The sequence below is a fragment of the Microbacterium sp. R1 genome (assembly GCF_015159725.1).
Taxonomy (GTDB): domain Bacteria; phylum Actinomycetota; class Actinomycetes; order Actinomycetales; family Microbacteriaceae; genus Microbacterium; species Microbacterium oxydans.
Map to the genome: position 1 here is coordinate 815,944 of NZ_JADDUD010000001.1, position 13,129 is coordinate 829,072.

Sequence of the window (13,129 nt, forward strand, 5' to 3'; positions counted from 1 at the left end):
AGGGTCGAAGCATGGCAAACGTCGCTGAGAACATCGTCAAGACTCTGCACGCCAACGGGATCGACCGTGTCTACGGCATTCCCGGGGACTCGTTGAACGGCTTCACGGACGCGCTCCGCAAGGACGGCACGATCCGCTGGGTGCATGTGCGGCACGAGGAGTCCGCCGCCTTCGCCGCCGCCGCCGATGCCGCCACCACGGGCGAGCTCGCCGTGGTCGCAGGCTCCTGCGGGCCGGGCAACCTGCATCTCATCAACGGCCTGTACGACGCGAACCGCTCCCGCGTCCCCGTGCTCGCGATCGCCGCGCACATCCCCACGACCGAGATCGGCACCGGGTACTTCCAGGAGACGCACCCGCAGGAGCTCTTCCGCGAGTGCAGCGTGTACGTGGAGTATGTCGCCGACCCGAAGCAGATGCCGCGCCTGATGGAGATCGCCATGCGCGCAGCGATCGAGGAGCGCGGTGTCGCCGTCCTCGTGATCCCCGGTGACGTAGCCCTCGCCGACATCGCCGACGACCGCGCCGTCGTGATCGAGCGCGCCCGCCCCGTGGTGGTCCCCAACGGCGCAGAGCTCGAGAAGGCGGCGACGCTGCTGAACGCGGCGAAGAACGTCACGATCCTCGCCGGCGCCGGGGTCGAAGGCGCCCACGACGAGGTGATCGCGCTCGCCGACAAGCTGGGTGCTCCCATCGTCCACGCCCTTCGCGGCAAGGAGTTCATCGAGTACGACAACCCCTTCGACGTCGGGATGACGGGACTGCTCGGTTTCGCGTCCGGCTACCGCGCGATGGAGGCCGCCGACGCGCTGCTGGTGCTCGGCAGCGACTTCCCGTACGAGCAGTTCTACCCTGACGGTGCGAAGACGATCCAGGTCGACATTCGCGGCGCACAGCTCGGCAAACGGCATCCGCTCGATCTGGGACTGGTCGGCGACGTCCGGGCCACGGCCGAGGCGCTGCTGCCGAGGATCGCGCGCAAGGACGATCGCGGTCACCTCGACGACGCGATCGCGCACTACCGCAAGACCCGCAAGAAGCTCGACGAGCTGGCGGTGCCGGCGAAGGGGAAGCGCCCCATCCATCCGCAGTACCTCGCCAGGCTCCTGGACGAGTACGCGACCGATGATGCGATCTTCACCGCCGATGTCGGGTCACCGACCGTGTGGGCGGCGCGCTATCTCTCGATGACCGAGAACCGGCGCCTGATCGGCTCCTTCACCCACGGCTCGATGGCGAACGCGCTGATGCACGGCATCGGTGCGCAGGTCGCCCACCCCGACCGTCAGGTCGTCGCACTCGCGGGCGATGGCGGATTGGCGATGATGCTCGGCGAGCTGCTCACGCTGACGCAGAACAAGCTCCCGGTGAAGACGATCGTGGTCAACAACTCGTCGCTGAACTTCGTCGAGCTCGAGATGAAGGCCGCCGGCTTCGTCACCTACGGCACAGGACTGGACAACCCCAGCTTCGCCGCGATCGCCGAAGCCATGGGCATCTTCGCCCGTCGCGTGGAGCGCAGCGAAGACCTCCCTGATGCCGTGCGCGAGGTGCTGGCTCACGACGGTCCGGCCCTGCTCGACGTGGTCACAGAGCGGCAGGAGTTGTCCATGCCGCCGGCGATCGAGGCCGCGCAGGTCAAGGGCTTCGCGCTCTATGCGATCCGCACCGTGATGTCCGGACGCGGGGACGAGCTTCTCGACCTCGCGAAGGCGAACTGGCGCCAGCTCTTCTGAGCCGGCGCCACGCCGGGATCCGACGCTCAGCTCTCCAGGTGGGCGCGGATCTCGGCGGCCTCGCCGTGCCGCCCGAGCGCCTCGAACACGTTGCCGAGTTCGAGGGCCGCGACCTGCAGCAGCGGCGGGTGGCCGGCCGCGTGATCGATCGCGCTGCGGTACACCGGCACGGCGTCGGCTGAGCGGTCGTTGCCGGCGAGCACCCGCGCGGCGAACAGCTCGGAGCTTCCGGCCGCCCCCAGGTCTCCCAGTGCAGCGAAGCCGTCGGCCGCGGTGAGCGCGGCCGACACGGCCTCGTCGATGCGTCCGAGCTCAGCCAGAGCGCGTGCCCGTGAATCGGTGACATCGGCGAACAGCCACCCGGCGTCGTGCTGCTGTGCGAGGGCGGCGACCTCGTCGAAGAGAGCGAACGCCCGCTCGTCGCCGCGCCCGCCGTAGGCCTGCCCGAGGCTGTGCAGCACCTCGGTGAGCGCTCCGACGGCGTCCGGCGCGCGTCGGACGGTCTCGGCCGCGGATTCGAGCAGGGCGATCGCATCGTCGTGCTCGTCGAAACGCGCGAGGATCTTCGCCTGCTCGGTCATCGCCATCGCCTGGTCGGCGTGCTCCTCGGCCTGCCCGAACAGCTCGGAGGCGTAGCCGTGGGCGCCCACCGACTGGCCGAATTCCCCGGCCGCACTCAATGCGCGGGCGAGCATCGAAGCGGTCATCGCTCGAGAACCGGCGGGGACGTCGGCCTCCTCCTCGCGCTGCAGCACATCTCCGAAGAGCTCGGCGGCCTCCTCCGCATCACCGACCCGCAGCATGGCGCGGGCGAGTCGGAAGTCGAGTCCGGTCGTGTCGCCTCCCGCGTCGCCGCCGAGGCGAGCGGCGAGGCGATAGCGCGAGACGGCCTTCTCCGGCTCGTCGGCGTCCTCCCAGAGCGCGCCGGCGAGCAGATGGGCGTCGCCGAGTGCACGGGTCGCTCCCAGCTCGGCGAGCAGGCGGCAGGACTCGTCGGCGTCGACCGCCCCCTCGGCGTACGAGCTGGTGCCACCGCGCACGCGTGCGCGGGTCTGCAGGGCCTGCGCCCGGTGCCCCGTGCTGACGTCGTCCTGGGCGAGGAAGCGGTCCAGCAACGCGCTGCCGGCTTCGAGATCGCCCTTGCTCAGCACGGCCGAGATGGCCACCAGCGTCGTGGTGTTCGTCAGGCGGGTGTCGTCCGCTTCGGCGAATGACCGGGCGGCCACCTCCGCGTGGTCCAGCGCGGCGTCCGGCTCGCCGGACTGCAGGTGCAGGGCCGCGCGGCTGATCGCGAGGTCACCGCGCGTCCACGCGGGAAGCTCGTCCGATGCGCCGATCTCCTCTTCCAGAGCGGCGGTCGTCTCCGGCGTGTTCAGGCCGAATGTCGCGAGTCCGATGCGCTCCTCGAGGTCGGCCTGCACCTCGCGCCCAGCGGCGCGGAGTGCGGCGATGCGCTCCGGCAGCAGCTGCAGGGCCTCGTCCGCGCGCTCCAGTGCGACCAGGATCCCCAGCCGCATGGACAGCAGCTGGGCGCGCTTGGCGGGATCTTCGACTTCGAGGGCGCGGGGCAGGGCTTCGAGCGTCTCGTGCTCGGCGCCGAACTGCGCGAGCTGCATGGCGCGCTCGAACCAGCCCTCTGCGTCGACCGGGGCGGTGGTGGAAGCAGGGGTGATGAAGGCGTCGGACCGGATCGGCACGTCGTAGCTCTCCTTCGCGAGTCCACGCATCCGCTGCAGGCTGCGGGCGTGGCCCTCGGTACCGTCGCGTTCGTCGAAGCCTCGGCCGATCCGCTCGGCGGCGGCCCACGAGGCGGCAGCCAGGTCGGCCGCGCCCCAGGCGCCGTCGTGCTCGCCGAAGAACGGCACGAGCGCGGGGGAGTCGGCTCCGCGGACAGGGGTGTCGCCGTGCCCGGCTGCCGTGACCCGGTCGAGCGCCACGGCGAGGGCGGCGAGGGCGGCGAAGTGCGCGTCGACGTTCAGGCCGTCGTGCGCGAGCCAGGAGATGTGCTTCTCGACCAGGGCGAGAGCACGTGCCTCGTTCCCGGTGACGGCTGCGAACACGATGTTGTTGGCGACGATGCGCAGGTTGTCCGGGTTGTCCTTGGCGAGGCGGTAGCTGCGCAGGTGGGCTGTCTTCGCCTCCTCGAGACGTCCGGCGCGCAGATAGGGGAGCAGCACGCGGGACAGGGCGTGCTCCGGCTCTTCGCCGCAGGAGAAGCCGCCTTCGATCATCTCCTCTACCAACACGATCGCCTCGGCGTCGCGATCGGTGTCGGCGAAGAATCCGGCGAACTGGCTGCGTCCGCACGCGTCGCAGTGGCTGTGGTCGTCGCGCGGCGTGGCCTCGAGCTGCACGCGGAGCGCCTCGGCCTCGTCCATGCGTCCGGCATCCCAGGCGTCTTCGAAACGAGCCGTGAGCACCCCGCTGACGCCGAGGCCTGCGGCACGGTAGTGAGACTCCATGTCGTCGAGGACGGCGGCGATCTGCTCCTGGGAGAAGGCCGGAGAGGACCTCAGCGACGAGGCCATCCACTTGAACTGCCACATCAGATCGGCGCCGCCGTTGTCGAGGTCGGCGGGGAAGCGCTGCGGGTCCGCGTCGTGATGAGCGAGGCACCACGCGAACGAGTTCAGCATGACGTCGGTCGCACCGTTCATGTTCGCCGAGGCCGTCTGGCGCATCCTGGCCTCGTACTCGAGCCGCTCGTCGCCGATCTCCACCGCGAGGGCCACTGCCTCGGAGACCAGGGCCTGCTCTGCGGGACCCCAGGGAGTGCGATCGATCTCCTCGATCAGCTGCTGGAAGCGCTTCTTCGGACGTGCCATGGACAGAACCTTTCGGGAGGGTCAGCGGGCGTCGCCGAAGGGAAGGGTGTCTCCCTCCAGACCGGCCGAGAGCGAGACGAGGTCGGAGAGGGCGCTGGTCATCAGCGCCCGGTCGGCGTCGGCGAGCGGGTGATGCCCGGCCAGGAGAGCCTGGATGTAGAGCAGCTGCACGGTGCGAGCGAAGACCGCCTCATCCTGCACCCTCACCAGGGCGCGCACCACCCTGTTCGACCAGTTCAGGCACAGTCGGGCGCGCAGATCCTCCTCCCGGGCGGAGGACAGGGTCTGGTCGATGCGGTCGAGCACGCCACCCCAGAGCGATCCGGTGATGCCCTTGGTGCGGCCGCGGTCGATCGCCCTGAGCACCTCGGGGTCGGCCACGTAGAGGGCGGCGAGGTCGGGGCGATCGATGGATCGCACGACAACGGAGCAGTCGGACGCCGCGAGCACCGCACCGGCACGGGCTTCCAGCGCCACCGCGGAGTCGCGGTCGTCGAGGGGCGGCGGGTCGAGCCGGTCGAGTTCGCCCGTGACGTCCACCTGCTCGACGGTGACGTGGGGGTACAGGTCCGGCAGCATCCGGATGAGGTCGGAATCGTAGAGGTAGCCGCCGTTGACGAGCACCTCGTCTGCGGGAGAGATGCCTGCCACCTGCCGGAACTCGTCCACTGTCTGCGCGTACCTGATGTGCGGGTATCGCTCGACGAGGTCGCCGATGCGCATGGCGCCGTGCGTGGTCTCGACGGTCAGCCAGCGCGAGATGAAGTGGGAGAGCTCTTCGTCGTGGCGCACCAGCGACTTGAGCCCGACCTCGTGCACGGCGACGAACTGGGCGAGACGATGCGGTTCGCGCAGCCCCAGCTCCAGCACCCAGCGGCGGATCCCGGCGCCCAGCTGCTCGCGCACGCGCTCGAGGGCGGCGTCCTCGACGAGCGATTCCCTGCTCGCGGTCGGGGCGAGTCCGGTGGAGTCGACCACGGCCCGCACGAAGAAGGCCCAGTCGGGGAGCACGTCGTCGACGCGTTCGGAGAGCAGCATCCGGCCGAGGTACATGCGGGTCGCCTGGCGTGCGCCGGGCGGCGGGGCGAACGGCAGCACGTAGGCGAGGCCCCGGGTGCCCGTCGCCGGCTCGCTGAGCTCGATGACGTCGAGCGGACTCGCACCGAGAAGGTCGCGACCGAAGTCGACGGCGGCCTCGGGGTGCTGTGCGGCGTGCAGGAACGGGGCGTCCCTGGTGATGTCGACATCGCCGGCCGCGGTGTCGATCGTGACGCGCACGGGGAGGAACTCGCCGAACGTCGTGGCCAGCTCGCGCACGGCTGCGGGACGCAGCAGCTCGTCGGCGTCGAACCGCGGGACGAGATGCACGCTGGTCCCGATCGGCAGCTCCTCGTCGATCTCCGTCACCTGGAACGTGCCGTCCGCGCTCCCCGTCCACTCGACCGAAGCGCCGCCGCGGGCGCTGCGGGAGCGGATGACGATCGTGTCGGCGACCATGAAGCAGCTCAGCAGACCGATGCCGAATTGGCCGAGATAGTCGCTGCGCGGGAGGTCGAAGATGTCGCGCTTGGAGCTGCGTCCGACGGTCGCCAGCAGGTCGGCGACCTCGGCGGACGTCAACCCCACCCCGTCGTCGCGCAGCACGAACTCGCCGTTCTCCGCGGTCAGCGGAGTGATCCGGATGCGCCCGCCGCCGCCGTCGACCTCCCGGCGGGCGGTGATCGCATCGCGGGCGTTCTGCAACAGCTCCCGCAGGTACACGCGAGGACTGGAGTAGATGTGCCGGCTGAGCAGATCGACGACTCCGCGCAGATCCACCTGGAACTGCTGCACTTCAGCGCTCACCGGCGCTCCCTCCTCCTGCATACGCTCGCCGAGCCTAACAAGAACACGCCATCGTCATCCCGGTTCGGCGCCGCCGCATCGATACCGTATGCTTGTGGGGCAGTTGTTCTCTGCATTCTTTCGCCGTGCCTGGGGTCTCCGGGTCGCAGTCGCGGTGGCAGGGTGGGGAGAGCACCCCGAGACCTCCCGGTCTCTAGGGCGGTAGCTCAATTGGCAGAGCAGCGGTCTCCAAAACCGCAGGTTGCAGGTTCGATTCCTGTCCGCCCTGCGCGTCAGCGCAACGCTGACACACGAAAGGTACATTCAGGATGGATCAGGACGAACCGCGCGGCGAGGTCGTCGCGGCCGGCGCCACCCGCGAGAAGAAGGGCAACCCCTTCTCCCGGTTCTTCGGGAGCATCGCCCTGTTCATCCGCCAGGTCATCGCCGAGCTCCGCAAGGTCGTCACCCCGACTCGCAAGGAGCTGTTCAAGTTCACCGGGGTGGTGCTCGTCTTCGTGATCATCGTCATGGGCATCGTCTACGGCTTGGACACGCTGTTCGCGTTCGTGACGCACTGGGTGTTCGGAATCCCTGGCTGATGACCCCCGCGGCTCGCGCCGCAGCTATGGAGAAGAAGCAAAGTGTCTGAACGATATTCCGACGACGCCGACTGGGCGACCGCCGCTGAGCAGTCCAGCGAGGAAGACGAGGCCCAGGAGGGCAACGTCCTCGCTGAGGAAGAGCTCTCGGTCACCTCGGCTGAGCACGTCGCCGTCCACGTCGAAGACGAGGACGGCGAAGAGGATGACGTGGTTGACACCGACATCGACATCGACGACCCGGAGGCGGACGCCATCGTGAACGACGCTCTCAACCTGGACGAAGCGGCTGAGTCCGAGGCCGCCGCCGAGGTTCTCAACGAATCCGTGGCCGAAGAGGTCGCCGAGCAGGAGGCGGAGGCGGCCGACGAGGTCACCCCGTACGACGGCCCCGACGTGAACGGTGAAGACGACCGTCCAGCGGGCGAGGACGCCGAGTCCGAGGACGACGCGGAGGAGGACCCGTACGAGGCCTTCCGCATGGACCTCCGCATGCTCCCGGGCAAGTGGTACGTCATCCACTCCTACGCCGGTTTCGAGCGCAAGGTCAAGGCCAACATCGAGCAGCGCAAGTCGACGCTCGAGGTCGAGGACGAGATCTACCAGGTCGAGGTCCCGATGGAAGACGTGGTCGAGATCAAGAACGGCCAGCGCAAGATGGTCACCCGCGTGCGCATCCCCGGCTACGTGCTGGTGCGCATGGAGCTCACGGAGGACACCTGGTCCGTCGTCCGCCACACGCCCGGTGTGACCGGCTTCGTGGGCAACGCCCACAACCCGACGCCGCTGCGCTTCGAGGAGGCCTTCAACATGCTGAAGTCGCTCGTCGAGGTCAAGGACGTGCCGACCGCCAAGAACATCGCGTCGAAGGGCGGCGTCGCCGTCGCTCGTCCGCTGCCCGCAGAGGTCGACTTCGAGGTCGGCGAGACCATCACGATCAAGGAGGGCTCGTTCGCGGGTCTTCCCGGTTCGATCAGCGAGATCAAGCCCGAGAGCGGCAAGCTCACGGTGCTCGTCTCCCTCTTCGAGCGCGAGACCCCGGTCGAGCTGTCGTTCGACCAGGTCACCAAGATGATCTGACACCCGTCAGCGAGAACGGCCGTCCCATTCGGGGCGGCCGTTCTGCGTTGGTACATCCGACCGGGGCAGGGGGGATCCGGAGACGTCCGTCGCTGCGCTCCGGATCAGGTAGACTTGTGTGGTTTGTGCGACAGCCCGCATGGGTCCCTGAGCTTGTCGAAGGGCGCGCAGACGACCACGTTCCGGAAACGCCGGATCCGTGGGAGAAGCGGATGCTCCGGTATCCGATTCGATGAAAGGAAAGAGAATGGCACCGAAGAAGAAGGTGACCGGCCTGATCAAGCTTCAGATCAACGCCGGTGCAGCCAACCCGGCGCCGCCGATCGGCCCCGCGCTCGGTCAGCATGGCGTCAACATCATGGAGTTCTGCAAGGCGTACAACGCCGCGACCGAGTCGCAGCGCGGCAACGTCATCCCCGTCGAGATCACCGTCTACGAGGACCGCAGCTTCACCTTCGTCCTGAAGACCCCGCCCGCGGCGGAGCTCATCAAGAAGGCCGCAGGCGTCCCCAAGGGCTCTGCAACCCCGCACACCGTCAAGGTCGCGAAGATCACCAAGGACCAGGTCCGTCAGATCGCCGAGCAGAAGCAGGCCGACCTGAACGCGAACGACATCGAGGCCGCCTCGAAGATCATCGCCGGCACCGCCCGTTCCATGGGCATCACGGTCGAGGGCTGAGGAGAATAATCATGGCTACCAAGTCCAAGGCTTACAAGGCTGCCGCCGAGAAGATCGAGGCAGACCGTTTCTACACCCCGACCGAGGCCGTCGCCCTCGCGAAGGAGACCGGCTCGTCGAAGTTCGACTCGACCGTCGAGGTCGCGCTGAAGCTCGCCGTCGACCCCCGCAAGGCGGACCAGATGGTGCGCGGCACCGTCATCCTGCCCCACGGCACCGGTAAGACCGCCCGCGTCATCGTGTTCGCCACCGGCCCCGCAGCCGAGGCAGCGATCGCCGCAGGTGCAGATGAGGTCGGCGGCGCCGAGCTCATCCAGAAGGTCGCCGACGGTTGGACCAACTTCGACGCCGCCGTCTCCACCCCGGAGCTCATGGGCCAGGTCGGTCGTCTCGGAAAGGTGCTCGGACCCCGTGGTCTGATGCCGAACCCGAAGACCGGCACCGTGACCCCGAACCCGGCCAAGGCCGTCGAGGAGATCAAGGGCGGAAAGATCGAGTTCCGCGTCGACAAGCACGCCAACGTGCACTTCGTCGTCGGCAAGGCCTCCTTCACCGCCGAGCAGCTCGACGAGAACATCGGCGCAGCGCTCGAGGAGATCGTCCGCCTCAAGCCGTCGAGCTCGAAGGGCCGTTACATCCAGAAGGGTGCGGTGTCGACCACGTTCGGCCCCGGCATCCCGCTGGACGTCAACGCCATCTGAGTCTGACTCTCTGAAACGCCCCCGGGTCCGCCCGGGGGCGTTTCTGCGTCCCGTCGGAACCGCGAAACGCAACGTCATCGGATGCGGGGAACCGACATGCGCCACGTACTGTGGGGGAGTTCCCGTGACGGTCGCGTAAACTCGCACCGCGCTTCACACCCCAGGAGGGTTCATGTCCCGTCGTCTCATCGCCGTCACCGCACTCGTCGCCGCCGCCGCGGTCCTGACCGCCTGCAGCGGGTCCAGCACTCCCGCGAGCACCTCGGGCTCCGGTGAGAGCTCCGCGAGCTCGGAGTACGGCCTCGCGAAGGACGGCGTCCTCACCGTCGGCACGGAGGGCACGTATCGTCCCTTCAGCTTCCACGGCGACAACGGAGCGGGCGACCTGACCGGCTACGACGTGGAGATCATCGAGGCCGTCGCAGACAAGCTCGGCCTCGACGTGAAGTTCGAGGAGACCCAGTGGGATGCGATCTTCGCGGGTCTCGACGCCGGCCGATTCGACGTGATCGCCAACCAGGTCACGATCAACGACGAGCGTGAGGCCAAGTACCTCTTCAGCACCCCGTACACCGTCTCTCCGGGCGTGATCGTCGTGGCCGAGGACGACGACTCGATCTCGTCCTTCGCCGATCTCAAGGGCAAGACCACCGCGCAGTCCCTCACCAGCAACTGGAACGACCTCGCCACCGAGTCCGGCGCCAAGGTCGAGGGTGTCGAGGGGTGGGCCCAGGCGGTCGAGTTGCTCCGCCAGGGCCGCGTCGACGCGACCATCAACGACAAGCTCACCTTCCTCGACTACGAGACCACCAACAGCCCGACCGGACTGAAGATCGCGGCCGAGACCGATGAGGCGGGCAAGTCGGCGTTCGCGTTCACCAAGGACAAGGAAGCTCTCGTCACGGCCGTCGACGGAGCGCTCGACGAGCTCCGCGCTGACGGCACCCTGGCGGAGATCAGCAAGAAGTACTTCGGCGAAGACGTCTCCCAGTAATCGATGGAGAGTCCCTGGCAGCTGTTCCTCGACTCGCTCGGGCCGATCGCCTGGGCGGGTCTGACAGCGACGGTGCCGCTCGCGCTGGCGTCGTTCTCCCTGGGGCTGATCATCGCCATCGGCATCGCGCTGATGAGGATCTCGGTGAACCCGATCCTCTCGGGCATCGCGCGGTTCTACATCTCGGTGATCCGCGGGACGCCGCTGCTGGTGCAGCTTTTCGTGATCTTCTACGGCATGCCGTCGATCGGTGTCACGATCGATCCCTGGCCGAGCGCCATCATCGCGCTCTCGCTCAACGTCGGCGGCTACGGCGCCGAGGTGGTGCGTGCGGCCATCCTCTCGGTCCCGCAGGGGCAGTGGGAGGCGGCGTACACGGTGGGCATGAACCGCACCCGCACGCTCACCCGCATCATCCTGCCGCAGGCCGCGCGCGTGTCCGTCCCGCCGCTGTCGAACACCTTCATCTCGCTGGTCAAGGACACCTCGCTCGCGTCGCTGATCCTCGTCACCGAGCTGTTCAAGGTGGCGCAGCAGATCGCCTCGACGACGTACGAGTTCATGGTGCTGTACCTCGCTGCGGCGCTCGTCTACTGGGTGCTCTGCCTGGTGCTGTCGTTCGGCCAGAGCGCCCTCGAGAGGAGGCTCGACAGCCGTGTCGCGCACTGACAACACCGCAGAGGCTCTGCTCACCGCCCGCGGCCTGCGCAAGAGCTTCGGCGACAACGAGGTGCTCCGGGGGATCGACCTGACCCTGCACCGCGGAGAGGTCGTCGTGCTCATCGGGCCCAGCGGTTCCGGCAAGACCACGGTGCTGCGCGCCCTCAACGGTCTCGAGACGCCTGACGCCGGCACGATCGTGGTCGATGGCGGGCCCGAGATCGACTTCGCCCCCGCGGTGAAGCCCTCGCCCCGGGTGCAGAAGCAGAAGCGGCTCGCCCTGCGCGACCGGTCGGCGATGGTGTTCCAGCACCACAACCTGTTCCCGCACCTCACTGTCCTCGAGAACGTCATCGAGGGTCCGTGGCGCGTGCAGGGTCGACCGAAAGCCGAGGTCGTCGCCGAGGCGCTCATCCTCCTCGATCGCGTGGGTCTGGCCGACAAGTCTGACGCCCGGCCGCATCAGCTCTCCGGAGGACAGCAGCAGCGCGTCGGGATCGTGCGGGCGCTCGCGCTCAAGCCCGACCTGCTGCTGTTCGACGAGCCGACGAGCGCGCTGGATCCCGAGCTGGTGGGGGAGGTGCTGCTCGTCATCAAGGAGCTGGCGGACGAGAACTGGACCATGGCCGTGGTCACGCACGAGCTCAGCTTCGCGCGGGAAGCCGCGGATCACGTGCTGTTCATGGATGGCGGCGTCGTCGTCGAACAGGGCCCACCTGCCCAGCTCTTCAGTGCACCCACGCACGAGCGCACGCAGCGGTTCCTCACCCGCATCATGCGTCCTCTCGACGGTGCCTGAACTCCACGGTGCCTGAACTCCACGGTGCCTGAACTCCACGGTGCCTGAACTCCACGGTGCCTGAACTCCACGGTGCCTGAACTCCACGGTGCCTGAGCAGAGGCGCTGAGCCCGCGTGACCCTCGCCTCTGAGGTGGATCGGTGAGAGGATGCCCTCGTGGGCACCATCGACGACTATCTCGCGGACCTCGCACCGGCCGATCGGGCCGCGATCGATCGTGTCTACGCGGTCGCGCGCACGGAGGTGCCGGATGCGGAGCAGGGCAAGGGCTACGGGATGCCGGCGCTCGTGCACCACGGCAAGCCGCTGCTCTCCGTGATGCGGGCCAAGAAGCACATCGGCGTCTACCCGTTCAGTCCCGATGCTGTGGCGGCCGTCGCCGACGCGCTCGGGAACCACCCCGGAGCCAGCGTCGACAAGGGCACCATCCGGTTCCAGCCAGAGCATCCGATCCCGACCGAAGTGCTGGAGACTCTCGTCCGCGCGCGTCTCGCTCAGATCGACGCCTCCTGATCCGTCACGCTCCCAGCACGGGGAGGACGAGACTGATCGCGATCGAGATCATGACGACGGCGATCACGGCGTCGAGGATGCGCCACGACCGTGGGGTGCGCAGCCATCGTCCGAGATAGCGTGCCCCGAAGCCCAACGCGGTGAACCACAGCAGGCTCGCGGCCATCGCCCCGACGGCGAAGAGCCAGCGCTGATCACCGTGGGTGGCCGCGATCGAACCGAGCATCAGCACCGTGTCGAGGTACACGTGCGGATTGAGCCAGGTGAGCGCGAGGGTGGTCAGGATGACCGGTGCCAGCCGTGTGCGGGTCATCGTGGGCGTCGTGCCTCCCGCGGTCGGAGCGCGGAGTGACGCGGAGTCCGTCGCGTCGACGTCGAGCTCCTCGCCGCCCCGCCAGGCCCTCCGCGCGGCGAGTGCTCCGTAGGTGAGCAGGAACAGCGCTCCCGCCCATCGGGCGACCACGACCAGCCAGGGTGCGGCGGAGATCACGAAGCCGAGGCCGGCGACACCCGCGGCGATCAGCGCTGCATCGGAGAGCGCGCAGATGATCACCACGGCCAGGACGTGCTCGCGACGGATTCCCTGACGCAGCACGAACACGTTCTGCGCGCCGATGGCGACGATGAGGGAGAGGCCGAGTCCGAGGCCGGCGAGAATCGTGAGCATGTGTCCAGCGTAGAAACGGACACACATGAAGAGAAGCGAAGATTCCTA

Annotated in this window: 12 protein-coding genes and 1 tRNA gene; 10 read left to right on the plus strand and 3 right to left on the minus strand. The window is 68.3% G+C overall.

Annotated elements, in window-relative coordinates; translation table 11 throughout:
• The first annotated feature begins 11 nt into the window (after nucleotides 1-11).
• Nucleotides 12-1,736, plus strand: a complete 1,725-nt coding sequence (gene poxB, locus ILP86_RS04070) for a ubiquinone-dependent pyruvate dehydrogenase (RefSeq protein WP_046747860.1) — start codon at nucleotides 12-14, stop codon at nucleotides 1,734-1,736.
• 26 nt (nucleotides 1,737-1,762) lie between these two features.
• Here poxB and ILP86_RS04075 read toward each other — a convergent pair whose 3' ends face one another.
• A complete protein-coding gene (locus tag ILP86_RS04075; RefSeq protein WP_193761411.1) occupies nucleotides 1,763-4,561 on the minus strand; it encodes a hypothetical protein in 2,799 nt (932 codons plus the stop codon).
• A gap of 21 nt (nucleotides 4,562-4,582) precedes the next feature.
• Nucleotides 4,583-6,427: an HSP90 family protein gene (locus ILP86_RS04080; protein WP_113681340.1), complete on the minus strand. Its 1,845-nt coding sequence runs from the start codon at nucleotides 6,425-6,427 to the stop codon at nucleotides 4,583-4,585.
• Nucleotides 6,428-6,601: 174 nt separating this feature from the next.
• On the opposite strand from ILP86_RS04080, the gene ILP86_RS04085 reads away from it, so the two are divergent.
• From ILP86_RS04085 to ILP86_RS04125, 9 genes are all read left to right on the plus strand, one after another.
• Nucleotides 6,602-6,674 (plus strand) — tRNA-Trp (locus ILP86_RS04085).
• 40 nt (nucleotides 6,675-6,714) lie between these two features.
• Nucleotides 6,715-6,987, plus strand: a complete 273-nt coding sequence (gene secE, locus ILP86_RS04090; protein WP_017201518.1) for a preprotein translocase subunit SecE — start codon at nucleotides 6,715-6,717, stop codon at nucleotides 6,985-6,987.
• Nucleotides 6,988-7,029: 42 nt separating this feature from the next.
• Nucleotides 7,030-8,067 (plus strand): transcription termination/antitermination protein NusG, encoded by a 1,038-nt coding sequence (gene nusG, locus ILP86_RS04095; protein WP_113681341.1) that lies wholly within the window; start codon nucleotides 7,030-7,032, stop codon nucleotides 8,065-8,067.
• A gap of 247 nt (nucleotides 8,068-8,314) precedes the next feature.
• The gene (gene rplK, locus ILP86_RS04100; protein WP_046747864.1) at nucleotides 8,315-8,746 is read left to right on the plus strand and encodes a 50S ribosomal protein L11; all 432 of its coding nucleotides are present in this window, start codon (nucleotides 8,315-8,317) and stop codon (nucleotides 8,744-8,746) included.
• A gap of 11 nt (nucleotides 8,747-8,757) precedes the next feature.
• Nucleotides 8,758-9,447 carry a 50S ribosomal protein L1 gene (gene rplA / locus ILP86_RS04105; protein ID WP_046747865.1) on the plus strand — a complete coding sequence of 230 codons (690 nt, stop codon included), beginning with the start codon at nucleotides 8,758-8,760 and terminating at the stop codon, nucleotides 9,445-9,447.
• A gap of 172 nt (nucleotides 9,448-9,619) precedes the next feature.
• A complete protein-coding gene (locus tag ILP86_RS04110) occupies nucleotides 9,620-10,441 on the plus strand; it encodes an amino acid ABC transporter substrate-binding protein (protein ID WP_061015299.1) in 822 nt (273 codons plus the stop codon).
• A gap of 3 nt (nucleotides 10,442-10,444) precedes the next feature.
• Nucleotides 10,445-11,110 carry an amino acid ABC transporter permease gene (locus ILP86_RS04115; RefSeq protein ID WP_193761412.1) on the plus strand — a complete coding sequence of 222 codons (666 nt, stop codon included), beginning with the start codon at nucleotides 10,445-10,447 and terminating at the stop codon, nucleotides 11,108-11,110.
• Nucleotides 11,097-11,900 (plus strand): amino acid ABC transporter ATP-binding protein, encoded by an 804-nt coding sequence (locus ILP86_RS04120; protein WP_058632134.1) that lies wholly within the window; start codon nucleotides 11,097-11,099, stop codon nucleotides 11,898-11,900. The genes ILP86_RS04115 and ILP86_RS04120 overlap by 14 nt, the downstream gene beginning before the upstream one ends.
• A 157-nt stretch (nucleotides 11,901-12,057) precedes the next feature.
• Nucleotides 12,058-12,414, plus strand: a complete 357-nt coding sequence (locus ILP86_RS04125) for an iron chaperone (protein ID WP_061015297.1) — start codon at nucleotides 12,058-12,060, stop codon at nucleotides 12,412-12,414.
• A gap of 4 nt (nucleotides 12,415-12,418) precedes the next feature.
• On the opposite strand, the gene lysE is transcribed toward ILP86_RS04125, so the two are convergent.
• Complete coding sequence (lysE, locus tag ILP86_RS04130; protein WP_193761413.1) at nucleotides 12,419-13,081, minus strand: L-lysine exporter; 663 nt, start codon at nucleotides 13,079-13,081, stop codon at nucleotides 12,419-12,421.
• Nucleotides 13,082-13,129: the final 48 nt, after the last annotated feature.

Excerpts from the sequence above, each read along its gene's own strand:
- poxB (WP_046747860.1), top strand. The coding sequence starts at position 12 with ATGGCAAACGTCGCTGAGAACATCGTCAAGACTCTGCACGCCAACGGG.
- ILP86_RS04075 (WP_193761411.1), bottom strand. The coding sequence starts at position 4,561 with ATGGCACGTCCGAAGAAGCGCTTCCAGCAGCTGATCGAGGAGATCGAT.
- ILP86_RS04080 (WP_113681340.1), bottom strand. The coding sequence starts at position 6,427 with ATGCAGGAGGAGGGAGCGCCGGTGAGCGCTGAAGTGCAGCAGTTCCAG.
- secE (WP_017201518.1), top strand. The coding sequence starts at position 6,715 with ATGGATCAGGACGAACCGCGCGGCGAGGTCGTCGCGGCCGGCGCCACC.
- rplK (WP_046747864.1), top strand. The coding sequence starts at position 8,315 with ATGGCACCGAAGAAGAAGGTGACCGGCCTGATCAAGCTTCAGATCAAC.
- rplA (WP_046747865.1), top strand. The coding sequence starts at position 8,758 with ATGGCTACCAAGTCCAAGGCTTACAAGGCTGCCGCCGAGAAGATCGAG.
- ILP86_RS04110 (WP_061015299.1), top strand. The coding sequence starts at position 9,620 with ATGTCCCGTCGTCTCATCGCCGTCACCGCACTCGTCGCCGCCGCCGCG.
- ILP86_RS04115 (WP_193761412.1), top strand. The coding sequence starts at position 10,445 with ATGGAGAGTCCCTGGCAGCTGTTCCTCGACTCGCTCGGGCCGATCGCC.
- lysE (WP_193761413.1), bottom strand. The coding sequence starts at position 13,081 with ATGCTCACGATTCTCGCCGGCCTCGGACTCGGCCTCTCCCTCATCGTC.